Consider the following 25,670-nt stretch of genomic DNA (forward strand, 5'->3'; position numbering starts at 1 on the left):
GCCATGGGTAAGCCCGGTGCTTTTCTTGATATCGATCGCGTGACCCACGAGCTGCGCCCCGTGGAGGAGCGCAGCCGCGATTTCGATCCGCTGTATGTGGAGCTCGACGACGATGCGCGCCGCGCCCAGGCGAGCCGCTGCATGATGTGCGGCGTGGCGTTTTGCCAGATGGGTGCGAGCTTTGGCAAGGCGCGTCCGAGTGGCTGTCCGCTGCACAACCTGATTCCCGAGTGGAACGAGCTGGTGTATCGCGGTCGCTGGGACGAGGCGGCCGAGCGCCTGTCGCTCACCTCGCCCATGCCCGAGTTTACGAGCCGCGTGTGCCCGGCACTGTGCGAGGCTGCGTGCAACCTGGGTTCGGTCGACGGCCAGCCCACAACGATTCACGATAACGAGCGCGCGATCAGCGACCACGAATGGGCAAACGGCGGCCCACGTCGCTTTGAGCCGGCAGGGGAGGACGCACCCTCGGTCGCCGTGGTGGGCTCCGGCCCGGCTGGCCTGGTGGCTGCATGGGAACTTGCGCGTCGCGGTGCCCGCGTGACGGTGTTTGAGCGCGACGACCGCCCAGGCGGTCTGCTCATGTACGGCATTCCCAACATGAAGCTCGAGAAGTCCGTGGTCGAGCGCCGCGTGGCGCTCATGCGCGAGCTGGGCATTGTCTTTGAGCTGGGTACTGACGTTACGAACCCTGCGGTGGCGGCCAAGCTCAATGGTTTTGACGCCGTTGTGGTGGCTGCCGGTGCTCGTACGCCCCGCGGTCTTTTGGCTACGAATGTGGATGCCCCGGGCGTGGTGTATGCCGTGGACTACCTGACGGCTTCGACCGTGTCGGTGCTCGATGGCGGTGAGCCCGCGGTGAACGCGCGCGGCCTGGACGTTGTAGTCATTGGCGGCGGCGATACCGGCAACGACTGCGTGGGTACCGCGGTGCGCCAGGGTGCACGCAGTGTGCGTCAGTTTGAGTTCTTGCCGGCTGCGCCCGATAAGCGTGCGGCGAGCAATCCCTGGCCGCAGTGGCCCAACGTTAAGAAGACCGACTACGGTCAGCAGGAGGCTATCGCTGCCATGGGCGGCGAGATGCGTGCTTGGGGCGTGGATACGCTCGAGGTATTGCTGGACAAGAAGGGCGCGGCCGCGGGCCTGCGCGTGGTCGATCTGGACTGGTCGGCCGGCAAGCCCGAACGCATTGCGGGCTCCGAGCACGAGGTGCCGGCCCAGCTGGTGCTGATCGCCTGTGGCTTTACGGGTCCGGAGCACGGCGTGTTCGACGCTGTTGACGTGCCTATTGGCACGGCGGGCCGTCCGTTGCCCGTGATGGCCTCCGAGGACTCGCATCTTGCGGCTCGCGTGGATGGCGTTGCCGCGGATGCCGCGCCGGTGTATGTGGCCGGCGATGCCCGCAACGGCAGCTCGCTCGTGATGAGTGCCATGGCCGATGCCCTCGCCTGCGCAGCCGAGGTCGCCGAGGCGCTGGGGCTGTAAGACAATCACGGAGTTACTCAACAATCGAATCGGCAAGGGCTGTCCCCAACGGCCGGCATATAAGGAACGTCCCCAAGTGCCGGCAGCTGGGGACGTTCCTTATATGCCGGCATCCGGGGACACTCCTTGCGGGTTTGCGAGCGTTTTGCTCGTTTGCCGACGTTTGGCTGCCTACCCGTTGGCGTTTGCGCTCGTTGCGCTCTGCTGTTTATGTGGCGGCTTTAGTTGTTTGCGGACAGCGGCGCGGGTGATTCGTCTAGTTCTACCCGCGATTTTGTGGCAATTTGCATAATCTGCAAGTATCCCGTCAAGTGCTTGGTCAGCATCTGGTTTGCAGCCCGATGCCCATTTTGCCCGTGATGGCGGCGACCACCCGCCCTCCTCGTAAGCTCAAATTGAGGTTTATCAGTTTGAGGAGGATGCCATGGCTGATCATGTTTTGGACCGGGGACGTCTGGCCGAGGCCGTCGGTGACGATATTGCCGGCATGGCCCAGTTTTGGATGCTGCGCAAGTTTCAGTTTTTGGAGGCGGCGCGTACACAGTTCGAAGTGATAGTCGATCCATGGCTCAGCTATTGCGAGGAGCCCTCGCAAAATGAAATCATGGCCTATAACATGGCATTTACCGATTGGCTGCTGTTCGAGCGTCCCTATTACCATGGCAAGACGCTGCTTGAGCTGTATGTTGACGAGCCGCCGGCGTCGCTTTCGCCCGTCTCGCTCAGACGACTCGAGCAGGTGCGCGACACGCACTATTTTTCGCGCTTTGGCATTTTGGATAAGGATCCCGCGACCGGCATGGTCGCGCTGCGTGACACGCGTACCGACCGTCGCTTTGACGTCTACGATCCGCATATCGTGCAAAAGGAGCACTGGCGCGATGGCGCGATTGCAGTGCGCCTCGCGTGCGTCGACGATGTCTGGCTGACGGCGGGGCAGCTCTACCTCTACGACATTGCGCGCCTGAGCGACACGGCGGTCGACGGGCCTGGCGCCGTGCATCCTGAGGACCTAGAAGATGGCTTCGATACCTCGTGTATCAGCTTCTTCTTACGGCTGGTTCGCGACATCATGGGTGCCCAGGGGCGCTACGTAAAGTCACTCAACATCTACGAACAGGAATGGGAGTAGGGGATGGGCATCTGCCGCCTGCCTTGCCTTCTGCCTTTATATCTCGATCTGTAACGTTTAGGGACAAAAAACCGGTCTACCCGTTACAGATCGAGACGACTGCTTGGGCGTTGCTGGTTTGTCTAAATCTGTAACGTTTAGGGGTCTGGAGAACGTCTAACTGTTACAGATTGAGACGTTTGGCACCCGGCAGGGGGGATGTCTCGATCTGTAACATCTGCAGGCCAGAACTCGATCCAACTGTTACAGATTGAGACGTTTGGCGCCTATCTGGGGAAATGTCTCAACCTGTAACATCTACAGGCCAAAATTCGACCTAACTGTTACAGATCGAGACAAAGGTTGGGCGCGGTGCCGAACAATCTAAATCTGTAACAACTAGAGGCTCAAAGACTGTCTTCCTGTTACAGATCAAGACATTTGTCAGCGGAGGCAACGGTGACGATGGTCCATTTGTCTGACGTGGTGGTGATGAAAGTGTCTAATACCGTTTTCAAACACAAACATGCAACACGTAGCACCTTGGCGCGGAATAGGATGCTTGCCAGACTCACGGAGGTGGCTGAACAAGGCGTGCTGCTTGCGACGCACGATAATGCCGAGCTCATGTGGCTGCGGCGCCATGTGGGCACAGACGATATTGCGGAGCCCGAATCGCACCTATTCTGTTTTCAGCATGAATGGGATGCGTTGACGCCGCCGGAGCGGGCTCGGCGGACCATCAAGGGGCTTGCGGAGTTTCATCCCGATTGGGCGTTTTGGGGGTATGACGCCGCGCTGATATGGGGTCTGGAGGTGCCGAATGATCTGCTCGGGCCGCGTTACTTGGTCAAGACGGGTTGTTCGGTGGCGTTGAGTACGGGATATAGGCTGCTGCGTCCGCAGGCGGCGGGTGCGCTTGAGCGCGTCGACGGCGTGCGAGTGACGCCGTTTTGGCGCACGGTGGAGGATTGTCTGCTGCGTGTGCCGTTTTCATATGGTCTGGCGATTGCCGATTCTGCGCTGCGGGCGAAGGGCATATCGCGCGACGACCTCTGCGAACGGCTCCAGGCCGATTGCGAGGGCAGACGCGGGTATCGCAGAGCTCAGGTGATTGCGTCGCATGCGGACGGGCTGTCCGAAAATGGTGGCGAGTCTCGGTTCCGAGCGTTCTTTATTGCATACGGTTTTCCGGTGCCAGAGTTGCAGGTGGAGTTTTGCGATCCGCTCGATTCGAGCCAGGTGTTTCGGGTCGATTATTTCTGGAGGCTCGAGGACGGGACGTGCGTGATTGGCGAGCTCGACGGAAGAGGAAAGTATACCCTGCAGGATGGTGGGGACCGGGAGTCGGTCGACCCGTTCGTAGCAGAGCGTCAGCGAGAATCTCATCTGACATTGCTCGGGCACAAGGTGCTGAGGTTCACGTTTGATGAACTTAAGAACCCGGGGAAGCTGGCTGAAAAGATGAGGCTGGCGGGTATTTCGCAGCGGGCCGATTTGGCTGAGGGATGGAAGCGTCAGTGGTATGGGCGCTGAGGGATACGACTAACGCGGATGTGGTTGTTCCTGTCGAGTTTGTCTCGATCTGTAACATCTGGCTGCTAAAACCTGGTCTACCTGTTACAAATCAAGACGTTTTGCTGGAACGGCCGGAGCATTGCCGTGCTGTCTCCGTTTGCCCTCACAGCTCTCTCGTCCCTCCGCTAACCGATATGTTCGACTTTAGTTTGCTGCATTAGGTGATAATGGACAAATGTTCAAGTTAATCGTGAGGGAGGAGCTCGATATGGCGTCTGCCGATCGTTCCACGTTGTTTATCAATGCGACCGTCCTGGATGGTTCGGAGCATATGGAGCCGCAGCCCGACATGGCCGTGGCCGTTGAGCGCGGTGTCATCACGTGGATGGGGCCGAGCGCTGTTGCGCAGGCGCCTGCAGGTGCCGAGGTCCTCGACCTGGCCGGGGCGTATCTCATGCCGGGCCTCATCAATATGCATGTGCATCTGTGCGGCTCGGGCAAGCCGGTTTCGGCGGGCGATGCGGGCGCGCTGATGAAAAAGCTCGATAATCCCGTGGGGCGCGCTATCGTGCGCCATATTCTTAAGGGCAGCGTCCAACAGCAGCTGGCAAGCGGCGTGACCACGGTGCGCGGCGCGGGCGACCCGCTGTTTGCCGATCTGGCCGTGCGCGATGCTATCGACGCCGGCAAGTATCAGGGTCCGCGTTTGGTGGCGCCGGGAACGGGCGTCACGGTGCCGGGTGGCCACGGCGCGGGCTTGTTCGCCCAGGTGGCCAACAGTCCCTCCGAGGCGGCCGAACAGGTGCGCGACCTGTATGCGCGCGGTGCCGACGTCATTAAATTGTTCGTAACGGGCGGCGTGTTCGATGCGACCGAGGTGGGCGAGCCGGGCGTGCTGCGTATGCCGGTGGAGGTTGCCGCGGCGGCGTGCAAGGCAGCGCACGATATGGGCCTTCCGGTTATGGCTCATGTCGAGAGCACCGAGGGCGTGAAGGCCGCGCTCGAGGCCGGCGTCGATACGATCGAGCACGGCGCTCCGTTGACGCCCGAGATCCTGGAGCTGTACCGCGGCGCCGCGGGAACTCAGCTCGAGGGGCGTGCGCCGAGTGTGACCTGCACGATCAGCCCCGCACTGCCGTTTGTGCTGCTCGATCCGGAAAAGACTCATTCGACTGACACGCAAAAGAAGAACGGCGATATCGTGTGCTCGGGCATTATCGAGAGCGCTCGTGCGGCGCTGGAAGCCGGTATCAAGGTAGGTTTGGGTACGGATTCGAGCTGCCCGTTCGTGACCCAGTACGACATGTGGCGCGAGGTGGCCTATTTTGCCAAGTACGTGGGCGTGAGCAATGCGTTTGCGCTGCATACGGCTACGCAGGTCAATGCTGAGCTGCTGGGGCTGGGTGGCGAGACCGGTGCGATCGAGTGCGGCAAGGCTGCCGATATCCTGGTGACGCGCGAGAACCCGCTCGATGACCTGTGCGCTCTGCGCGAGCCGATGCACGTGATGTGTCGTGGCGATCTGGTGCGCAAACTCAAGGTGAGGCGTATTCCCGAGGTGGACGCCGAGCTCGACACGATTATGGCCATGCCAGCCGAGGCGCTTGCCGAGGAGCTTGCCCGCGACGGCGTGGCGTAGGCGTGACGGGGGCGGGCCCTTTGTCGCATTTAAAAAAGCCGAGGTCCCAGTGCGAGGCCTCGGCTTTTATTTTGTCCTGCGGTATGGCGGCTACGAGCGCGTCTCCATCTTGGCGTGGCACTTGGGGCAGGTGACGCGGATCTTGCCTTTGCCCTTGGGAACGGAGAGCATCTGGCCGCAGTTGGGGCACTTGAGGTATGCCGTGGTCTTGCGACCTTTCCACATCTTCTTGGCCGTGCGCTTGGCACGCTCAAAGTCTTCCTTACTGGTGCCGGCCGCGCGTGAGGTGCTGGCCGCTGCAGCGCCGCCACCCAAGCTGGCGACAAACTTGCCCAAGCCGGGGACCTTAGCCGAGCCGGCGACAAAGGCCTCGTTCTCCTTGCGACGTGCGTCGATGTTTTTGGACAGGCCGCGCAGCACGCCGATCACGATGACGGCGATGGCGATCCAACTGAGCCACTGGACGCGGGCCATCGATCCGATCATCGCGATGACGATGCCCGCAAAACCCATCACAATGGTGAGCTCGTCGGCGCCATTGCGGCCCTTCATAAAGTCATTCATGCAAATTGCCTTTCATTCGATATGCCGCACGCCTTTATACCCGATTTAGAGCAAGGGGGACAGGTTAATCTGCACCAATGTGGTGCAAACATACCTGTCCTCGGAACATCAAGACGGTGCAAAGTGGTTTGTCCCCAATGCGCCGATTACTTAGAGAGCTTGTCGACGACGCGTTCGATCTCGGCGAGCTTCGCGGCTTTGAGGTCTTCGTCGCCCGATTCGATTGCCGAAGTCACGCAGCCCTCGATATGCGCCTTGAGCACGTCGGCGTTAATGCGCGCGAGGAGTGCCTGTGTGGCCATGAGCTGCGTGGAAATATCGACGCAGTAGCGGTCCTCCTCGACCATCCGCAGGATGCCGTCGATCTGGCCGCGCGCCGTCTTGAGCATACGGTTCACCGATTTGTGGTCTGCCATCATGGCGGGTCCTCGTTTCTGGTCGATGGGGTCGAATGCTTCTGGTAGCTGCTAGGCTGCGGTCACGGACAGGGCGTGGAACTTCTCGCCGGCGCTCTCGACGGCGGCAGCGAGCTGCTCGGCGGCCACGGTGTCGGCGCACTCCACCTGTACCGTCTGAGTCTCGTGATCGGCATCGGCGTCGGTCACGCCGGCAACGTTGAGCAGTGCCGTCTCGACAGTAGCGTCGCAGTGGCCACACATAAGGCCGGAAGTCTTAATTGTGTATCGCATGGGTATTCCTCTCTGTTGTGTCGGCTTTCCCAGGCACCCGATCTTGACCTTCAAGCCGTCGCTCGCGTACCAAAGTACGCGTCGCTCCTCTTTCAGGTCAATCTCGGGCACCTGGAAAACCCGTTCTAAATGGACGTGATGGTGAGCCTATTTTGCCACTTTAGGCTTAAAGGATTTCAGGCGCAGAGCATTGGACACGACGCACACGCTCGACAGGCTCATGGCTGCGGCGCCAAACATCGGCGAGAGCTGCCAGCCGGTGAGGGGGAAGAACACGCCCGCAGCGAGCGGAATGCCGATGCCGTTGTAGAACAGCGCCCAGAACAGGTCTTGCTTGATGTTGCGAATCGTGGCGCGCGAAAGCTCGATGGCGCGAGCGACGTCCATGAGATCGCTGCGCATGAGTACCACATCTGCCCCTTCCTTGGCGATGTCGGCGCCGGTGCCGATAGCAAGGCCCACGTCGGCGCGCGCCAGGGCAGGGGAGTCGTTGATGCCGTCGCCCACCATGGCGACCTTGCCGCCCGCATCCTGCAGTTCGCGCACGTGGCGTTCCTTGTCGGCGGGAAGCACGTCGGCAATGACCTGCTTGCTGCTCAGTCCTACGCGGCGGGCGATTGCTTCGGCCGTCACACGGTTGTCGCCGGTGAGCATGCGCACGTCGACGACGAGCGAACGCATCGCAGCGATGGCCTCGGCGCTCGTCTCCTTGACCTCGTCAGCTACGGCAATGGTGCCGACAAGATCGCCGTTCTTGGCAAAGAACAACGGTGTCTTGCCCTCGACGGCGAATCGCTCGGCAAGACCGGCGGGCACCTCCGCGCCCAGCTCGTTCATCAGACGCACGTTGCCGGCTGCGATGATATTCTGCCCCTCGCGCGCCGTAACGCCTCGTCCAGGCACGGCGGCAAAGTCCTCGACCATGCGCGCCACGATTCCGCGCGCCTCGCACTCGGTCATAATCGCCTCGGCCAGCGGATGCTCGCTCGAGCGCTCCAGCGCGGCAGCGAGCTTCAGTAACGCCTTTTCACTCATGGCGGGCGAGCCGTCGGCGCGCGTGGCTACCACAATATCGGTCACGGCAGGTTTGCCGCGGGTGACCGTACCCGTCTTATCGAGCACCACGGTACCCACACCGCGCAGGTTCTCCAGCGCCTCGGCGCTCTTAAACAGAATGCCCATCTCGGCGCCCTTGCCGGTGCCTACCATAATGGCGACGGGCGTGGCTAGGCCGAGCGCGCAGGGACAACTGATCACGAGCACGGCCACGGCGGAGGTAAGTGCCTCGTTTATGCTGCCGGTCAGTGCCATCCACACCGCAAAGGTCACGGCCGAGATCACGAACACCACGGGCACGAACACGCCGGCGACCTTGTCGGCCATGCGGGCGATGGGCGCCTTGGTGGCGTTGGCATCCTCGACGAGCTGGATAATCTTGGCGAGTGATGTCTCGGCACCAACCCGCGTGGCGCGGAAGGTAAACGAGCCGGTGCGGTTGACGGTGGCGGCGTTGACGGTGTCGCCGGCGGTCTTTTCCACGGGGATTGACTCGCCGGTGAGCGCACTCTCGTCCACGGCCGAGCTACCCTCGAGCACCACGCCATCGACGGGGATTGACTCGCCGGGGTGCACGCGCAGGACCTGGCCGGGAAGGATGCTATCGACGTCGACGGTGGTTTCGCTGCCGTCGTCGGCAACGACGGTCGCGGTTTTAGGCGCCAGATCGATGAGCGCCTCGATGGCGCCGCCGGTTTTGGACTTACTGCGCGTCTCGAGGTATTTGCCCACGGTGACGAGCGACAGGATCGTGCCCGCGCTCTCAAAATACAGATTGTCCATGCCTGTCATCATGGCCTCGTGCACCTGAGCTGTGGCCAGCTGGTCGGCCATGATGAACATGGCATAGAGCGACCAGGCAATGGAAGCGGTGGCGCCCACGGCGATGAGGGCATCCATGGTGGGTGCGCCGTGCGCGAGCGATTTAAACCCGTTGATAAAGTACGCGTCGTTGACGTAGACGATGGGGATGAGCAGAACGAGCTCGGTGAGGGCGAGCGTCATGCTGTGGATATGGTCGGTGAAAATGCCGGGCAGTGGCCAGCCGAGCATGTGTCCCATGCCTATGTAGAACAGTGGGATGAGGAAGACGATCGAGACGATGAGGCGGGTGCGCATGGCAGAGGCGGCGGCCTCCAGCTTTTTGGTGGGCGACTCCATATGGGCGGCGTCAGACCTGACTTGCGCGCTGCCGTTTGAGCCGGCGGCACCGGTGCCCGTGCTGACGGGTGAGGCCGAGTAGCCCGCGCGGTCGACGGCGGTGCAGATATCGTCGGGGGAGACCTGCGCGGGGTCGTAGTCGACCATCATGGAACCGGCAAGTAGGTTGACCGCGACGCTTTGGACGCCGTCGAGCTTGCTCACGGCGCGGTCCACGTGCGCCTGGCAGGCGGCGCATGTCATGCCGCCTACGTCGAACTTATCTTGAGCCATGGCTTCTCCTTTCTGTGGTTCGGTGTTGGAATTGTTAACCTCTCGATACTATACACCCATACCCCCTGGGGGTGTATGGCAAAAGTTGAAATGCATGACTTTTCATTACAGATGAGGGTGGTTGCTCAATCGGTGGCCGCCTCTGCCAAACATCTCAATCTGTAACGTCTGGACCGGTTTTTGAACCATAGCTGTTACAGATTTAGACAAACATTTCAGCCGAAAACTAACGTCTCGATCTGTAACATTTAGACCCGGTTTTACCGAGTATTTGTTACAGATCAAGACAAACAGCTGGCAGGAAACTCAATGTCTCAATCTGTAACGTCTGGCGGAAAATATAACCTCTAACTGTTACAGATCGAGACGGACCGTCCGCGGTCAACTCAAATGTCTTGATCTGTAACATCTAGAGAGGTTTTTGACCCCTTACTGTTACAGATTGAGATGTTGTCTCGCGGGGCTGGGGTTTTGTCTCGATCTGTAACAACTAGACCGGTTTTGGGCTCTAACTGTTACAGATTAAGACGATTACCGGGGTGGGGTCCCGTCACGGCAAGACGCCCGCTGCCTAGATGCAGAATCCGGGAATCACGCAGGTTCGCTTGTTTGGCTTTTCCGCAGGCGTTGCGTACATAAAGACGTCGCCGTCGTGTCCCACGCGGTTCATATAGAGTGTGCCTTCGCTCTCCGATGTGTCGGGGCTCGCCGTTCGTTCCCACCAACAGGTGTTCTTGCCCTTCCACTGGCGGACCATCGTCTCGTTCGTGGAATACGGGCTCACCTTGAGCTCGCGGAAGAGCTGATACTCCTTGCCCTCGCCGTTGTAGATGTCTGCCAGGTAGTGATAGTCCTCGGCAAACGAATCGGGCGGTTGCGTACCGCACAACTCGACCATGGCGGGCAGCCAAAGGGTTGCGGGCAACTCGCTCAGACACGATGCGCTTCTGGCAGCGCCAACGTTATTCGAGATCTTTTTGACAGATTTAATGAGTGCGCGCAACTCGTTGGGCAGCAGCTTAAGGCCATCGTTATCGAGCCATTCCCGCAGCTCGCAATCTGCCCAGCCGGCGCTCAACGGTTGGGCCGCGGCATCGCGCTCGGCAATGCCGGCATCGAACATAAACGTCAGTCCGGCCTTGCCCGTCCCGTCTAGAAGCTCGTCGTGGCGGATGCCCACGAGTTGTGCGCCGACCTCCAGCCCGTTGGTGAGCGTGACGCGCTTGGTGCATGGATAGGGGATATGACCGTCATCGTCGAGCAGATGATAGCGCTTGGCGATCTCGCGTGCCTCATTACGCGTCTCTGCAGCCTTGATCTTAAGCGAAATCTCCTGCAGCTGGTCCCAGGTGTAGTCGTTAAGGGAGCTGCGGATGCCGTCGAGGTAGTCGGGAATGCCAAAGCCGTGAGTGGCGGCTCCAATGGCGCCGAGTCCCACGACGGCAGCGGCGACGCCGCCGATAATAAACCGGCGGCGGGTCATGGCATCGCGACGGGCCTGCTCCAAAAGCGCTCGGGCGCGTTCACCGGCGACGTCGACCTTAAGGTGCGTGCCAGAATCGATATCAATCGCGGCCTCGTCTCCTGCGCCTTCGCGGCCCTCGGATTCGGCATCGGTGAAGTATGCCGAGAGCACCTCGAGCATCTGCTGCTCGGTAGGACGATCGCACTGCTCGACTGAAATGCCTTTCATGATGATCTGGACGAGCGCTTCGTCGTCATTGCATCGCGGCTCGAGCGGCGCCGGCTTGGTCTTGGTCTTTATGAGGTAGAACGAGCCCGTTGCCGCGGCACCCGTCGACTCCACATCGAACGGTTTACGACCGCTGTAGAGCTGGTACAGAATGCTCGATAGTGCATAGACGTCGATGGCGGGCGAGCGGCGAAGGGCCGCGATGCCTTCGATATCCTGCGTGAGCATCTCGGGCGCGGCGTATGCGGGTGTGGCAAAGCGCCAGATGTCGGCGCGCCGGGTGATCGTGTCGTCGCCGAGGGCCATGGTCGCGGAGCCCATGTCGATGAGGCAGGGGTCAAAGGAGCAATCGGCGATCTGCTGCTCGAGCGTTCGACTGGTGGTACGGAACATGATATTGGCGGGCGACAGATCGCGATGGACGACCGGATTTACGAGTCCCTGGGTCATCAGGAGTGCGCGAAGCACGGCGTTTCCAACGGCGGCCACCATCTGGGTGGTTAGCCCGCCCGAGGCATCGTGCGGAAGCAAGGGCAGCGCCTGCTTGAGCGAGGTGCCCTTGACCCACTCCATGAGGATGAGCGGGTCGTCCTCGCACGATCCATAGCCATAGACGCGCGGAAATCCGCGCAGGTGCGAGACGGTGCACAGATGACGGTACTCCTCGAACAACGCGGCGGTGTTGGTCAGGTGCGCAGCCGCTTGCTCGGCGGAGCGATCGGGTGTTTGGTCAGAAAGGATGGCGTTGTCCTTGAGCAGCTTGACGGCAAAGACCTCGCCGCTTGTGTTGGTCGCGCGAAGCACGTGTCCGATATTGCCGCCGTCGCGGTATGCCGTCTGAAGAATAAGCGTCATAAACCGGCGCTTGGCGTCGTCCTCGGCGCTGGGGTCGACCGCCACAGCGGTATCGAACGTGTCGAGACGGATGAGTTTGTCGCCAGGGGCGGTGTTGGTGGTATCCAAGGCGTTCCTTCGTTTGATGGGGCCGCGTGCTCACACCGAGAACGCGATTATCGATTAAAGCCCATGATAGACGTGTTTGCCGATAAGCTGACTCGTATTGCTATTTATAGTGCAGCGTGCAACGTAAATGATATAAGACGAGTGACACCTGTTTTCCCACGTCTCTACGCGCTAGTCCACAATAACGAGAAACGTTGTATAGAGACCCAAATGAAGCCTGTCGCTGTTGGCGATTTCCACAGGGGGATAGACTTTGCCGGGCTCTCGTTGGTCGCGGGGCGGCTCGATTACGATATCGCCGTCGCCTGCACCCGATTCGAGCACCGTGCCGTTGGTCGATCCAAGGCCCTGGGCGTACCAGTGCTCACCCTCAAGCCAAATGCGAAGATGCTCGCGCGATGCGTCGGCGCCCACATCGGTGATGCTGGGCGAGGTTTTGGGCAGAGAACCAATCACGGTGCCGCGCGGATCGCGTGTGAGTGGATGGATTTGCATGTCGACGCAGTTGTCGGCATGTGTCCTGAGCAGACCGAGGTTGGGGGCGACGGTGCGCGGCTGCTCCAGACTGCCCATAAAGCCACGTCCGACGGTAGTTTCGGTGGTGCCAAAGTGCCCGCCCGTCTTGCTGTCGCAAAAGCGCTCGACGGTGGCCACGCCTTGAACGGGATCGGCAAGTGCTCCCGTTGCCACAAAGAGCATCAGGAAGAGCGTGCTTTTTTCGCGGGGGCTGTGGTCATCGGAGCTGTTGATACGCCCCAAGGCATTGGCGTAGAGGCGGTCGTCGAGATCATACTCGGCGAGAATCGACATCATGCCTTGGGCCGCCGGGCCGCTGTAATGCTCGGATATTTTCTGATAGGCGCGATCGCCTCCGCCGAGCTTGTTGCTGATGGCGGCGGCAAGGTTGAGCGTGGAGACGGTAAGGTCATTGTAGATACCTGGCGCGCACTGAGCGGGCTCGCGGTGGACGATGTAGCGAGTGAGGTACGAGCGGTTGGTAGAGCATTTGTCGAGCAGGGTGCTGCCCGCATACGAATTGCCGTTGATGAGCATTCGCGCAATCTCGAGATGCTTGAGACCGCCGAACGATCGGATGTCGTTGTAGAGGATCGAGCACGGTGTTTCCGCCGCCACGGCTGCCTCCCCAGATAACTTTAATGACGTACTGCAAACATGTTAGGAAAAGGCTACGCTCAAAGCGTACCGACTCGAAAAATGTTGCGCAACGCTTTGCATAACTATCGAGACATTATAGGGCATATACGCCAAGTTGCAGGATGGCTGCAAGCGACACATTTTGAGAGGTTGTGCCCTATGGAATGCCCTTATTGCGGTGCATTATTGCCCGATGACGCTAGTTTTTGCCCTGAGTGTGGATCGCCTCTTGCCGCGCCCTCGTCGACTGCGCCCGTTCCCGAAGATCCCTATACTACGCCCCAGACCGTGTCACAGAGCCCTGCCTTTTCTTGGCGCGACGGCGAGGCCGCTACGGCGGCAACGGTGGAGTTACCTAAGGCGGATGCTGCTTCGAAAGCAGACGAGCAGCCGGTGGCGGCACCCGGCGCGTCTGAGCCCGCTGTGCCCGAATCCGATTCGGACGCCACGCGTGTAGTCGATCCCTTGTCAGACTTTGGCACTACGATCGAGGACGTGGAAACTGAGCCTGCCTGCCATGCCGATTTTGGTTCTACGCCGCTCAGTGAGGAAGAGCAGCTCGAACAGGACCGCGAGAGCCTCAAGACGGCCAAGGCCGAGTACAAGCTGGCACGCAAGCGCCTGGGCAAGTCGTATGCGCCCGCCATCGCCGCCGGCGTTATTGTCGTTGCCGCCTTGTGCGCGGGAACCGGCTGGGCGGGCTACTCATATGGTTTGGCCCATCCGCAAAATACGGAGCAGATTCAAAAGCTCAAGAGGCAGCTTGAATCTTCCAAGGACGAACTCACAAAAACGCAAGACGAGCTCGATCAGGCAAAGTCCGACCTCAAGGATGCTAAGGCGGAGCTCAAGGCCACAAGCAAGAACGGCGAGGACGCTAGCTCCGATGCCGAGGACTCCTCCACGACGGGCAATGCGACCTCGTCGACCACCACGACCTCTGGTAGCACAGCGAAGCTCAATATCGATAAACCCACGAGCTTTGCCAACACCACGTGGCGCGGAGCACTTAAGGAGACGGGCAACTCTTGGGGCCATACTTGCTACGGCGCGAGCAAAAACGACCTTGTGATTGTGTTTAAGAGCATCAGCGATTCCGGCGAAGTGGTTGCAGACATCTCGGCCACGCTGCATGCCCACGATACCTACAACGCCGAAAAAACCGTCGCCCAATCCGATGGTGACGACTATCGCACCTACACGGACGTCACCGGTACGTTTGTTAGAAACAAGGGTTTTGAGTTCTCGCTTCCCGTCGAGGAGGAGGACTGTGACCTTACGGTTAAGGGTGTTCCTAAAAAGAAGTATGGCAAGTACTACCTGAATACCACAGTCGAATCGGGAGACGGCGCCGTTACCATGGGAACGCGCATCACGGATTCCTTTGAGCTTTTGATTTCCTAGTACCTCGTATTGTCAGCGTGCGATGCATGGCGGTGGGTGGGTGGGGGGGGGGGGGGGGGGTGTTTTTTTTGCTCGCCGCCCCCCCCACCGCTTTTTGCAAATGGGTCTATTTGCTGACTTGGGTTTTACTGCCGGCTAAAGCATGCCGGCAGATGCGAGGAGGAGTATGACAACGATTGCTACCAGGGCAACAATCACCATCGTGAGTGCCATCGAGCGTTGACGTTTGACAGCAAGGCGTGCGCGACGCATGGACTCGGCGCTGCGGACCGTCTCGGTGGATGGGGTTGGCCGAGACGCGGGCTGCGCCTGTGCAACCGTGCGGGTGGGGACGGCGGCGTCCGCCCGTACGGTAGCGCTGCCGCGATCCGCCACGGGCCGGTGCTTTCGCGGGGCACCCGTACGGGCGAAAGGCTCAAGGCGCGCCGCGAGTTCATTTGCCGAAGGGCGTGCGTCTTGCGAGACTGCCAAACAAGCCATAATCGCGTTGACCAAGCCCTGCTCGCGGGGAGTTGCGGGCGCAAGGGGTTGCGGCTGCACGGCGCGCTTGAGGCGCGCGTGGTCTCCAGAGCGCCTGAGCTCTGCCTCAAGGGGGGCATGTCCGCAATAAAGCTCGTAGAGGATGCTTCCCAGTGCATAGATGTCGACGGCGGGGTTGTTGCGCGCGCCGGGGTCGGCCTTAAACCGCTCCAGCATTTCGGGTGCCGCGTATGCCGGCGTGGCACCGCGAAAAGCGTTGACGTCGACGGTAAAGGAAAAGTCCGGTTTAACGAGCTTGGCACTGCCCATATCGATCAGGCAGATGTCGAAATAGCCACTCGAAACCTGCTCGTCGAGCGGGATGCGATCGTGGCGCAGCATGATGTTGCGCATGGAGAGGTCGCGGTGAACAAAGGGCGTGTCGAGCGATTGCGTGGACAAGATGATCTTGAGTACGCTTAGGCCCAGCGCAGCGACGATATCGCCGGGGCAGGTTGCAGCGCCATCACATAGAGCGGACCGTGCATCAAGAAGCGAGACGCCATCAACCCACTCCATGAGCAGCGCCGGGGTTCCGTCTGCCGTGTAACCAAACCCGTAGACATCGGGGAAACCCCTTAGATTGGATACGACGGAGAGCGTGCGGTACTCCTCTTCCAAAGTTTCTCGGTTGAGCTGTTCTTGCTCGGGCTGGGCATCGGGGCGCGGCATCTTAAGCGCGAGCTCAAAAGCGCGATCGCCGCTCTGGACGCGGCGGACATAAGCGTTGCCGCCAAAGCCGCCCTTTTGCGGCGGAACGAGAAGCGTGCAAAAGCGACGCCGTGCCGCGGCCTGCTCACGCTCGGAGAGCAGTGCTGGCGTATGAAACTTGACGAGTCGAACTTCTTCGTAGGATCCGGTCATGGCGCGCTTTCATCCTTTCCTCCATTAGCAGGATATGCGCTAGCCGCTGCCTTCTGTTGCGCAACATCGACAAATCTGCCGCTCGCCAATGTTGCGCAACAGAATCGCGCAAGACGGCGGTAGAAAGATGTAGGAAAGACGCAAGGACCAAGTTGGTCAAAAACGGAGGGATAGCAAGTATGAGCGCCGTGGTTGGGATGTTTACATCTGTTGGCCCTGCGGCAAGTAGCGCCGCATCTACTGGGACAAGCTTGGGTGCTGCCGGCGCTGTTGGTATGGTCCTTTTGGCTCCTACCGCAATTGTTACGGGTGCGTTGGCTGCTCGTGAGACGGCGGAAAAAGATGCAAGTTATGCCGCCAAAGAGGAATTTAATGAGACTCTCGCGGACCTTAGGAAACGGATCGATGAGATAGCTTCCGGGCTGGATGAATCAACACGGGCAATGTTGGACGAGCTGATCACCAATTGTTCTCGCTCCTTTTATGCCGAACATGAAGAAAACACGATGAGTCTTGGTAGGGATACAAGGGTGAGAATGGAGAAGGCGTTAGCTCATTTGCTTTCAACACTTCACGTCCTGTTTCCACAAATGACTTTTGACGCTCATCTGAAGCAGAGGATGGAGATGAGCAAAAGTCAGATTGATGCTGCTTTGACCGTTGAAAAGCTGAGAGCACAGGGTCTTGCTAGGGCGATTGATTTTGATGTAACGCCTGATAATCCTATAGATCTGAAGAGGGCATTGCTTCAGATAACCGCGGCGGCGGAGTCTTCTTCGGGCGTTGAAACGTTTGAGGGGGCGGCGCAATCATTTGACGCGTGGTCGGAAGTTGCCATCTCTTTGATGCAGGATGAAGCCTTGGATATGGCGCTGCGTAATCGAATAAGCGCGAAATTCGAATCGATCCGCGCCGCCTATGATGCGCTTGATTCCGATTCAACTGTTGAGGAGCTGCTTGCAATTAATAAGAGCATCAAGGATTTCGATCATGTCATGAAGCGCGCCCGGTATGAGTCTGCCGAGAAGCATGAACAGTACACGCAGTACCAGATTCGAGTAGAGCTACTCAACGATCGATACCATCGCCCGACTGTTCTTAAGCACATTTATGAAATCGATAATATCTACGAAGAAATCGAAATCGCCGATGCCGAGCTTGATAAGGCCGTAAAAGACGAGTATATCGAGCGTGCAATTAATGATGCTATGGCTGAACGTGGTGTCAATGTGGTCCGTTATGCCGTTATGGATGGCTCGGGCAAACCCTGGCGTCTTATGTTTGACACAAACGAACACAAAGCGGTCGCTGTCCTTAAAGGTAGCAGCGAACAGCAGATCATCATGCGTGTCGTAGAGGCTGACCCAGCTGAGTTTTCTGAAGACCCGAATAATCCCACGATTATCAAAGACATGAAAATCCAGGATCAATCAACCGTCGATAAGGCCGTCCAGGACCAAGCGGAATTTTGTGACTTCTACAAGCAGTTCAGTGAAGACCTTAAGAAGCGCGGCGTCTTTGCAGACACCTCGGCTGGTTTTGTGCGGCCGCCAAGTCCGGATGCTGCCGTCGAGATTCACCCGCACGATTACGTGCCGCCCACGCCTTCCGCAGATGCGGAACGTCGTCTGCGTAATCGCCGTCAAGTAAGTCAGCTCAAGCAGAGGGAAATGAGGTAAACCATGACATGGGAATGCCCTATCTGTGGTCTTATGAACGATGATGCCCGCGATATGTGCGAGGACTGTGGGACGCCGCGTCCCGCTGGCACGGTTCCCGCGCCTTCGGCCCCTGCGCCCGCGGTCTCGGCACCCGAGGCGTCAGTCGCCTCAGCGTCCGGCTTTGCCGCCGCGGTCGCTGAGCGTCCGGCTCCCGCCGTCTATCCTGCAACATCATCGATGGGCGGTGCTTCGCGGCCTCGGCGTCCCGCGCCCCAGCAGGCATATCAGGCTGCTCCTGCTCCCACGCCGCAGCCTACCCCCATGCCCGTTCCGCAGCCCGCTCCAGTTGCTGCGCCACAGCCGACGCCTGCGCCAATGCCGCAGCCCGCGCCGCAACCCATGGCGAATGCTGCAGCTACTCCTGCGGTTCCTGCGCTTACGCTTGCCGATCCAGTTATGGGTGAGCAGCTTCGTCTCACGGACGCCGCCGTGCTTGGACGCAACGTGTTTCCTTCTATGGCTTCGAACTTTGCCATGTCCCGGCAGCATGCCAGCGTTCGTTTTGAGCGGGGCACATGGATGGTTGCCGATGAGGGGTCCAATAACGGAACGGCTCTTATGCGTGGCGGCCAGATCCTCAACTTGGTTCCCGGCGTGGCCCAGCCGATTCATACCGGAGATACGCTACTCATTCCGGCTGCGTCTGGCGAATTTGCCCAATTGCGTCTGACGGTTACTATGGAGGAACCGCCTGCGGCGCAACCCGTGCAGACCCAGGCTTGGTCTGCGCCTCAGCCCGCGTCTGCTGCGGCACCGGTTGTTTCTGCTGCTGGTGAGTCTGCGGGTGTCGAGGGCTGGTTTGTCGAGTGTCCCGAGTGCGGTCGTTTGCATCTCGTTGCTGATGAGCGTGCAAAGGTTGGGGATGGCTGTGAGGAATGCGGTTGCTCGCTTGCACGTACCTCGGCCGTGTACCGTACACTCGATCCGGGCGAGGATTACGCCGATGTTCGTTAGCCATGTGCTTGCCCCCGTCGTCTCGCTGGGTCCGGGAGAACGTATTGTTGTCTGGACCGCTGGTTGTTCAAAGCGTTGTGCCGGATGTATTTCGCCCCAATGGCGCAACCAGCTGCCCGAGCAGGATGTCGATGTTGATGAGCTTGCGCAGATGTTGCTCGATACCGCGCGCGAGCACGGCGTGCATCGGCTGACGGTTTCGGGTGGAGATCCGCTCGAGCAGGCATCAGAGCTCGTGAAGCTGCTGGCAACGATCCGCTGCGCTTACGATGACATTCTCGTTTACACCGGATTTACGCTCGAAGAGCTGCCGCGAGCGATCGGCGCGGATACGTGGGAGACGCTTAAGTCCCTCATCGATGTGCTGATTGACGGTCCGTACATAGACGAGCTTAACGTGCCCGACTGCGTGCTGCGCGGTTCGACTAACCAGCGCGTGATCTACCTGAGCGACCGCCCACACGATGATTACGACCAGTATCTTCAACAGCCGCGTCAGCTTCAAAACTATGTCCAGGACGGCACGATTATCACCGTTGGTATTGTCGACCGCTACCACCATGAATTATCTGCCAAGGAGGTATAACACATGGCAACTGATTTCGAGCGCCAATCCTGGCAGCGCGAGATGCTCAACTTTAAAGGGGTGAAGAGCCTCTTTATCCTTGAGGGCAACGTGAACGACAAGTATCCCGATGTGGTCGACAGCGGGCTCCAGTTTTCGGAGCTCGCCGAGGTTGTGCGCGGCCTTTTCGAAGACGCCAATGGCTCAGTTGAGTACAACGTGGCATATTTTGACCCCATTCAGCTGTTCTCGAGCAGCATGGGCAACGTCGATTGCAAACGCCTGGTGTCGCTGGCACACGACGAGGCTTCCAAGAGCGACGACCGCATGATGGAGGCGAACGCCTGCATCGCCGATGGCCGCCAAGCATATGCCACCGAGCAGTCGAGCCTGCCATCATACGGCGAGGTTATCCGCTCAATGTTGCGCCTGAAATACAACGACAATCCCGATGGCGGCACCGAGGCTAAGCCGCTTTGCGTGATCGTCAACATGGCGTCGCGCCTGCTTGCCTCCTCGACCGGCCTTATGCCCGACGAGACGCAGTTCTTCCTTAACCTGTACCTTGGTGCCAGCAAGGCTCGTCTCATTAACCGTACTGCCGTCAACACGCTCATTCTGGTAACGGATAACGTGCGCAACCTGCCCGTGTGGTTTATCGAGGAGAACCCCTTCTTGCGCACCATCACGCTGCCGCATCCCGACCGCGACATGCGCGAAGCCTATATTCAGAGCAAGTTTGGCTTTGGTGAGGCGCTGTCCGATTCCGATGACCGTGCGGTGCGTCGCTTTATCGATACCACCGACGGCATGAGCGTTAAGGAGCTCGAGGGCCTGCAGCGCATGTATCAGCGCGATATGCAAAACCCCGATGCTTCCATCGAGGCCATCCTTCCCAAGCTCGTCGACGTGTATAAGTACGGCTTTCGCGAGAACAAATGGCAGCAGATGTTCGAGAAGCTCGAGGAGGATCCCGAGGCAAAGATCAAGCGCCGCGTGAAGGGTCAGGACGAGGCCGTTGAGAAGGCCGTCACCGTGCTCAAGCGCTCCGTTATGGGCCTTTCGGGTGCTACCCATTCGTCTGGCTCTAAACCCAAGGGTGTTCTGTTTTTGAGCGGTCCCACCGGTACCGGTAAGACCGAGATCGTTAAGGCCATTACGGAGCTCCTCTTTGGCGATGAGCGCAGCATGCTGCGTTTTGATATGTCCGAGTACGGTGCCGAGAACTCCGATCAAAAGCTCTTTGGCGCTCCTCCGGGATACGTGGGCTATGCCGAGGGCGGTCAGCTTACCAATGCGGTCAAGGCCAATCCGTTCTCGGTGGTTCTTTTCGACGAGATCGAGAAGGCCGCGCCCAGCATTATGGACAAGTTCCTGCAGATCCTCGAAGATGGACGCCTGACCGATGGCCAGGGCAATACCGTGTACTTCTCTGAGACGGTCATCTTCTTTACGAGCAACATCGGCTTTTCCAAGATTGAGATCGATGCGCAGGGCAACGAAGTTCGTAATACCATCGCGCCCAACACGCCCTATGACGAGATTTGCAAGCGCGTGCGCACCGAGATGGATCGCGAGTTTAAGCCCGAGTTCTTGGGCCGTATCGGCGACAACGTGGTCATCTTCAACTTTATCGACGATGCCGTGGCACTTCAGATCCTCAATTCCAAGATCGATGCCGTTAACCGCAACGTGCATAAGGCACAGCCCGATATTACGGTTGAGGCGACCGATGCCGCCCGCGAGCTGCTGCACTCCATTGCCATGACGGACGCCGTCAAGGCCAAGGGCGGCCGCGGCATTGGCAACCTGGTGGAGAGCGGTTACCTTAACGGACTTTCCGATTTTCTGTTTGAACACCGCGCCGAGTGGCGCGGTCGCCCCGGTATGGTGGCACGCGCCGTGCCGCAGGGCGAGGGCGATGATGCGCATATCGCATTTGAGCTCGTGCCCGGATCGATGGGAGGCGATTGGCGATGACGAAGTTTATCGCTGCAGCAAAAACCCAAGCGGGAACCAATCACCCCGTCAACGAGGACCGTTTGCTTCTTGACGGCAACGTCCTTTGCTATGGCCTGGTAGGCGATTGCGAGCGCGAGATGGGCTGCATGGCAGTCTTTGACGGCGTGAGCGAAGGCGGGCACGGAGCGGCCGCCTCGACGCTCGCTGCTCAGGCGTTTGCACAGGCCGTGCGCGTCTTTGATGCCGATGCCGTCAACGCGTTACAGGAGCGCCTACGCATGGCGGGCGAGCGAGCCGAGAACGATGTTGAGACGTATGCGGCTCGCTATGGACTGTCTGTTGCTGCATCCACGGTTGCCGGCCTCGTGGTTGCTCCTGACGGGCACGGTGCTGTTTTTAATGCCGGCGATTCTCGCGTGTACCGACTGCGTGGCGGTGTGCTTGCCGTGCTTAGCTGTGACCACACGCCTGAGCGGCGCGTGGGCGGCGTTGGCGCTGAATACAGAGACGATGCCGTTTCGCATTGTATTGAGCTCGCGATTGGACTCAATCAGGGCGGTCGCAATCTTGAGGTCAAGACGACCGTGATGCTTCCGGGCGATCGCTATCTGATCTGTTCCGATGGTATCGATGGGCAGATTGCGCAGGAGCGTTTGCAGCAGATGCTTGCGAGCGATTCGACATGTGCGCAGTTGTGCGAAGAGCTATATGCCGAGGCTCGGGTGAACGGCTCGACGGACGATGCGACGCTGATTGTAATTGAGGTAGGGGAGTAGTCATGTCTGATGAGACGGTTACGGTACGCCGAGATGGCGGCAATGACAATGATGAGACCGTAACGGTGCGCCGCGGGAATGCGCCCGTAGGGGGAGAGACGGTTACCGTGAACCGTGGTGGCCAGACTTCTGCACCTGGAGAGACCGCGACGGTGCGTCGAGCCGATGCTTCGGCATCTGGTGAAACGGTCACCGTCCGCCGCGACGACGCGCCATCGACAAACGAAACCGTAACGGTGTATCGCCCGATGACTGAATCGAATGGTGAAACAGTAACGGTTACGAGGCCGTCTGTTGGCGCTTCCGCCGACGGCAAGACCGTTACTGTTTCACGTCCTGGTACTTCTGCGGCAGGCGAAACTGTCACGGTGTCGCGCGCTGCGAGCCCCGACGGGCAGACGGTAACTGTCTCGCGCGGCGCCACGGCCAGTCCCAACGGTGAAACGGTGACCGTTTCTCGTGGGGGCGCACATGCGGCCGCTGCATCTGCCTCGCCTTTTGTTGCAGAGGATGCGACGGTTGTCTCGAATGACGGGCAGCAGTTTATTATTCATTTGGGACAGGTCATTGGCCATGGCGGTCAATCTAGCATTGTTGCCGCCGAGCGGGTGAGCGATGGTTTGGCATGCGTTGCCAAGGTCTTTAAGCCTCTTGTGGGCGCCGAGCGTTCGGCATATCAAAAGGTGGTAAGCGCCGTAATGGGGCTTAATGGCCGCCCCGTGTCTCAAACGCATCTGCTGCCCATCTTTGCCTATCTGCACCAGGGCCTGAGCGCGACCGAAGTGGGGGCTGCGGCTCCTCAGCTGTGGGATGTTTCCATTACGCCGCTGGCCACATGCCTTTTCGATCGTCCCCGTAGCAAGAATATGGTTAAGAGCCGCGTGATTCCCGAGCTCAGCCAGGCAATCGAGTTGCTCCATACCGAGCTCGGCATTGTCCATCGTGACATTAAGCCGCAGAACGTCTACCTGTACGACAAGCAGATCGTGCTTGGAGATTATGGCTCCGCCCGCTCGCTTGCCGGATTTGACAGCCGACTGACGAACACCATGACGCGCTCCGACGGCTACACGCCCGGTCGTGGTGGTATGGTCGACCCTCGAAACGACTGGTATTCGTTTGGCTACACGGTCTGGACGCTCTACGAAAACAATGTCCATCCGCTGCAGGAGTTCATAGACGACAATACGCTTTCCGATCGCCAAGAGACGGGTGAGCCTGCGGACTTTAACCATCCAGATGATGCAACCCTGGGAAACCTCCTCAAGGGCCTGACGTTTGAGCTTTCGGGCGAGCGTTTTGGCTATGAAGAGGTTAAAGACTGGATGGCCGACCCAGATAATTTCTATCGCAAGCTTCCCACCATGGACGCCGGCAGTGCTCGCAAGCCTTACGAGTTTGCGGGCAAGCAGTATAGCGATCCGGTGTTGCTCGCTCGAGCGTTGTCCTCCAATTGGGACGAGGCTAAACTTCGCATGAGCCAACAGCAGCTCGAAAACCTGATGGGCGACTGGGGTGAAAATGACCTGCAGACTAGGATTCACCAGTTAGTCGAAGAGGATATCCAGACAGCGTCCAATCCCGACCTGGCGCTCGCTTGCGTAATCTATGAGATGTCCAACGGCAAGATTATGTCGTGGCGCGGCGAGGATGTCTCGCTGACTAATGCACCCGATGCTTTGCCAGCGCGTATTGCATCGATGGCTGTGGATACAATTGATCGCTATGCTCGGCAGTCAGGCCTTGATGGCACAAATTCATCTGGCGTGTTGCCCTCTGGATTCCTCTCGCTCGTCTTATCTCGAGAAGCAAACGCCGACAGTCAAAGGGTTCGTTTGGCTTCTGATATTCACAGTCTTGAGCTTCTTGCTCGTCAATCGGACGATCCACATTTTGCGGCCTGCCTATTTAAGGGCTTGTTGACGTCCGGTGAAAACAAGCATGCTATGGCCCAAGGTGCGATTAAGTCGGTATTGCGGCAACCCTCTGCATTCTTTGGCGTCTGTTCGTCTTCTCGATCGCTCGATGAGTTTTTGCTCTATTTTGCCGGCGATGTTGATATGTCAGCAATCATCGCTGCTCGCGATGGGGCAAATGCCGAGGGCGGCATAGACACCGACGTTGTCCTTGTCTTTATGGATAAGGTCGCCGACGATAAGGCCGCCGTGCGCTCGTTTTATCGAAAGTATGGAAACTATGCTGCCTGGATTTGGCTTTCTGGCCATACCGACTTATATGAAACGATGCAGGGTTCGACAGGTGAAGCTGCAGTTATCGCACTTCGTGGACTTAATCCGGCAATGGATGCGCCCGTCTCGACACTTGTTAAGTTGGGCAGCAACGCCCGTCTTGAGGGCATTAAGCTTCGAGGCGACATGGAATCTACGCCAGTTCCATATATTCTGGGCTGGGAACTTGATGAACGTTTTGGAACGCGCCCCATCGCGATGGGATCTCTGTTCTGTGCCCAGGTAAAGAATGATGTCGTGCCGCGTGGGTACGTTTCTGACCTCTTGACCTCTTGTGAGGACCATGGCGTGCTCGACATCCTTGAGATTAGGCTTTTGGCGGATGTCGAGAGGCTGCCGTCCGCGGCATATTCACAATATTTGGATGACGCTCGCGGAGTTGCCGATGGAAAGCTGAAGGCGGCTATCGAAACGGACACGCGTGAATACGGTGTCGTCAAGGGCATCGCTGACAGCGATGCTCAGATTGCTGCTGTAAAGAAGGAGCAGCGGAACGTTCTCATTACCACCATTGCCGTTGCGCTTCTCTATCTCCTTATTATTAAGTGTGCCCGCGGCTCATTCGGTCAGCTTATCGTTTCACTTGGAACGTTTGGCCCTCTCGTTGTCGTCTTCTTGGTGCTGGCATTCTTGGGCTGTTTCGGCTTCCTTGCACTCAACGTGCTCCGTTCTTTTTCTGCCGTTGATCGTGTCTCGGGTCTCGAAGATGCTCTGGATTCAAACGCTGCTGCCTTAGAGGGCTATTTGGTCAAGTTGGTCGATTTCGACGGACGTAATGACAAAATTACTGAAATTCTGTCAGTTCAGTCGGGAGATGCCCCATTGACCGATGCGCGTAAGCCGCTGTTCTCGACAGGGCGTCATTCCGTGTCGTTTTATACCGATCCCGAAGTCATGGATCGTTTCGGACGTCTTGCTGGTAGATTGGTGCTCATCACGGCACTCATCGTTAGCGCGTTTGGCTTTATGGGGTCGATGTATGTCGATGGCGATGTGTATGCGAGGGTTGAAGTCTTAATCGCGGTTTGCTTCGGTTTGATGATCGTATTGATCGTGTTTGGCGAGGATGCACATCCTGGCAGTGCTCAAGCGCTGCGTTCGTGGCTTTACATGTGGATACCTCCGATACTCATTGAGTTTTTGCTTTCGGGGGTTGTCTCGTTTGCCAACTTCCTGAGCCTTTTCGGTTTCATTTTCCTCTTGCTTGCTTTTGTAATTAGCGTTATTGCATTCGTGTTGGTACCGTCAAGATTCTTTCGCAAATTGATTTAGTCGTCTCCCGCCCCGTCCTCTTCTAGCCCTCCGCCTTTCCCCTCAGCTCGTCCATCTCCTCCAGCTTCGACATGTCC

18 protein-coding genes are annotated in these 25,670 nt (G+C 58.8%); 11 read left to right on the forward strand and 7 right to left on the reverse strand.

Annotation, left to right across the window (positions count from 1 at the left end):
• Positions 1–3: 3 nt before the first annotated feature.
• From ACTQ0H_RS04315 to ACTQ0H_RS04330, 4 genes are all read left to right on the forward strand, one after another.
• Entirely contained in the window at positions 4–1,485 is a 1,482-nt protein-coding gene (locus ACTQ0H_RS04315) for a glutamate synthase subunit beta (protein WP_441537948.1), read from the forward strand.
• Positions 1,486–1,909: 424 nt separating this feature from the next.
• Positions 1,910–2,617 carry a hypothetical protein gene (locus tag ACTQ0H_RS04320; protein WP_441537949.1) on the forward strand — a complete coding sequence of 236 codons (708 nt, stop codon included), beginning with the start codon at positions 1,910–1,912 and terminating at the stop codon, positions 2,615–2,617.
• A 438-nt stretch (positions 2,618–3,055) separates the two neighbouring features.
• A complete protein-coding gene (locus ACTQ0H_RS04325; protein WP_441537950.1) occupies positions 3,056–4,132 on the forward strand; it encodes a hypothetical protein in 1,077 nt (358 codons plus the stop codon).
• Positions 4,133–4,382: 250 nt separating this feature from the next.
• On the forward strand, positions 4,383–5,753 hold the full coding sequence (locus ACTQ0H_RS04330; RefSeq protein WP_441547856.1) for an amidohydrolase family protein: 1,371 nt from the start codon (positions 4,383–4,385) through the stop codon (positions 5,751–5,753).
• A gap of 90 nt (positions 5,754–5,843) precedes the next feature.
• Here the strand turns inward: ACTQ0H_RS04330 and ACTQ0H_RS04335 are convergent, their stop codons facing one another.
• The 6 genes from ACTQ0H_RS04335 to ACTQ0H_RS04360 form a co-directional block, all read right to left on the reverse strand.
• Positions 5,844–6,317, reverse strand: coding sequence for a hypothetical protein (locus tag ACTQ0H_RS04335; protein WP_427717775.1), 474 nt, complete (start codon positions 6,315–6,317; stop codon positions 5,844–5,846).
• Positions 6,318–6,463: 146 nt separating this feature from the next.
• Positions 6,464–6,736, reverse strand: a complete 273-nt coding sequence (locus ACTQ0H_RS04340; RefSeq protein WP_154515956.1) for a metal-sensing transcriptional repressor — start codon at positions 6,734–6,736, stop codon at positions 6,464–6,466.
• Between the two features lie 48 nt (positions 6,737–6,784).
• Positions 6,785–7,006, reverse strand: a complete 222-nt coding sequence (locus tag ACTQ0H_RS04345) for a heavy-metal-associated domain-containing protein (protein ID WP_154515953.1) — start codon at positions 7,004–7,006, stop codon at positions 6,785–6,787.
• A gap of 147 nt (positions 7,007–7,153) precedes the next feature.
• Positions 7,154–9,496, reverse strand: a complete 2,343-nt coding sequence (locus ACTQ0H_RS04350) for a heavy metal translocating P-type ATPase (RefSeq protein WP_441537954.1) — start codon at positions 9,494–9,496, stop codon at positions 7,154–7,156.
• A gap of 571 nt (positions 9,497–10,067) precedes the next feature.
• Positions 10,068–12,152: a protein kinase domain-containing protein gene (locus ACTQ0H_RS04355; RefSeq protein ID WP_441537956.1), complete on the reverse strand. Its 2,085-nt coding sequence runs from the start codon at positions 12,150–12,152 to the stop codon at positions 10,068–10,070.
• Positions 12,153–12,323: 171 nt separating this feature from the next.
• Entirely contained in the window at positions 12,324–13,286 is a 963-nt protein-coding gene (locus tag ACTQ0H_RS04360; protein ID WP_441537958.1) for an FHA domain-containing protein, read from the reverse strand.
• 180 nt (positions 13,287–13,466) lie between these two features.
• On the opposite strand from ACTQ0H_RS04360, the gene ACTQ0H_RS04365 reads away from it, so the two are divergent.
• Entirely contained in the window at positions 13,467–14,711 is a 1,245-nt protein-coding gene (locus ACTQ0H_RS04365) for a zinc-ribbon domain-containing protein (protein WP_441547857.1), read from the forward strand.
• Between the two features lie 135 nt (positions 14,712–14,846).
• Here ACTQ0H_RS04365 and ACTQ0H_RS04370 read toward each other — a convergent pair whose 3' ends face one another.
• Entirely contained in the window at positions 14,847–16,094 is a 1,248-nt protein-coding gene (locus tag ACTQ0H_RS04370; protein ID WP_441538803.1) for a protein kinase domain-containing protein, read from the reverse strand.
• 179 nt (positions 16,095–16,273) lie between these two features.
• On the opposite strand from ACTQ0H_RS04370, the gene ACTQ0H_RS04375 reads away from it, so the two are divergent.
• From ACTQ0H_RS04375 to ACTQ0H_RS04400, 6 genes are read left to right on the forward strand one after another with little or no spacing between them, the layout of a single operon-like run.
• Positions 16,274–17,773: a hypothetical protein gene (locus ACTQ0H_RS04375; RefSeq protein WP_441538805.1), complete on the forward strand. Its 1,500-nt coding sequence runs from the start codon at positions 16,274–16,276 to the stop codon at positions 17,771–17,773.
• A 33-nt stretch (positions 17,774–17,806) separates the two neighbouring features.
• The gene (locus tag ACTQ0H_RS04380; RefSeq protein WP_441538807.1) at positions 17,807–18,769 is read left to right on the forward strand and encodes an FHA domain-containing protein; all 963 of its coding nucleotides are present in this window, start codon (positions 17,807–17,809) and stop codon (positions 18,767–18,769) included.
• The gene (locus tag ACTQ0H_RS04385; RefSeq protein ID WP_441538809.1) at positions 18,759–19,355 is read left to right on the forward strand and encodes a 4Fe-4S single cluster domain-containing protein; all 597 of its coding nucleotides are present in this window, start codon (positions 18,759–18,761) and stop codon (positions 19,353–19,355) included. The genes ACTQ0H_RS04380 and ACTQ0H_RS04385 overlap by 11 nt, the downstream gene beginning before the upstream one ends.
• A 3-nt stretch (positions 19,356–19,358) precedes the next feature.
• Positions 19,359–21,314, forward strand: coding sequence for an AAA family ATPase (locus ACTQ0H_RS04390; protein WP_441538810.1), 1,956 nt, complete (start codon positions 19,359–19,361; stop codon positions 21,312–21,314).
• Entirely contained in the window at positions 21,311–22,072 is a 762-nt protein-coding gene (locus tag ACTQ0H_RS04395; RefSeq protein ID WP_441056855.1) for a PP2C family protein-serine/threonine phosphatase, read from the forward strand. The genes ACTQ0H_RS04390 and ACTQ0H_RS04395 overlap by 4 nt, the downstream gene beginning before the upstream one ends.
• Positions 22,073–22,074: 2 nt before the next feature.
• On the forward strand, positions 22,075–25,593 hold the full coding sequence (locus ACTQ0H_RS04400) for a protein kinase domain-containing protein (protein WP_441547858.1): 3,519 nt from the start codon (positions 22,075–22,077) through the stop codon (positions 25,591–25,593).
• The last annotated feature ends 77 nt before the right edge of the window (positions 25,594–25,670 follow it).

Source organism: Collinsella sp. LCP21S3_A3, assembly GCF_052118905.1.
GTDB lineage: Bacteria > Actinomycetota > Coriobacteriia > Coriobacteriales > Coriobacteriaceae > Collinsella.

Coding starts and splice junctions, on each gene's coding strand:
- ACTQ0H_RS04390 (WP_441538810.1), top strand. CDS start 19,359: ATGGCAACTGATTTCGAGCGCCAATCCTGGCAGCGCGAGATGCTCAAC.
- ACTQ0H_RS04395 (WP_441056855.1), top strand. CDS start 21,311: ATGACGAAGTTTATCGCTGCAGCAAAAACCCAAGCGGGAACCAATCAC.
- ACTQ0H_RS04315 (WP_441537948.1), top strand. CDS start 4: ATGGGTAAGCCCGGTGCTTTTCTTGATATCGATCGCGTGACCCACGAG.
- ACTQ0H_RS04345 (WP_154515953.1), bottom strand. CDS start 7,006: ATGCGATACACAATTAAGACTTCCGGCCTTATGTGTGGCCACTGCGAC.
- ACTQ0H_RS04330 (WP_441547856.1), top strand. CDS start 4,383: ATGGCGTCTGCCGATCGTTCCACGTTGTTTATCAATGCGACCGTCCTG.
- ACTQ0H_RS04335 (WP_427717775.1), bottom strand. CDS start 6,317: ATGAATGACTTTATGAAGGGCCGCAATGGCGCCGACGAGCTCACCATT.
- ACTQ0H_RS04380 (WP_441538807.1), top strand. CDS start 17,807: ATGAACGATGATGCCCGCGATATGTGCGAGGACTGTGGGACGCCGCGT.
- ACTQ0H_RS04375 (WP_441538805.1), top strand. CDS start 16,274: ATGAGCGCCGTGGTTGGGATGTTTACATCTGTTGGCCCTGCGGCAAGT.
- ACTQ0H_RS04365 (WP_441547857.1), top strand. CDS start 13,467: ATGGAATGCCCTTATTGCGGTGCATTATTGCCCGATGACGCTAGTTTT.
- ACTQ0H_RS04370 (WP_441538803.1), bottom strand. CDS start 16,094: ATGACCGGATCCTACGAAGAAGTTCGACTCGTCAAGTTTCATACGCCA.
- ACTQ0H_RS04320 (WP_441537949.1), top strand. CDS start 1,910: ATGGCTGATCATGTTTTGGACCGGGGACGTCTGGCCGAGGCCGTCGGT.
- ACTQ0H_RS04385 (WP_441538809.1), top strand. CDS start 18,759: ATGTTCGTTAGCCATGTGCTTGCCCCCGTCGTCTCGCTGGGTCCGGGA.
- ACTQ0H_RS04340 (WP_154515956.1), bottom strand. CDS start 6,736: ATGATGGCAGACCACAAATCGGTGAACCGTATGCTCAAGACGGCGCGC.
- ACTQ0H_RS04350 (WP_441537954.1), bottom strand. CDS start 9,496: ATGGCTCAAGATAAGTTCGACGTAGGCGGCATGACATGCGCCGCCTGC.
- ACTQ0H_RS04400 (WP_441547858.1), top strand. CDS start 22,075: ATGTCTGATGAGACGGTTACGGTACGCCGAGATGGCGGCAATGACAAT.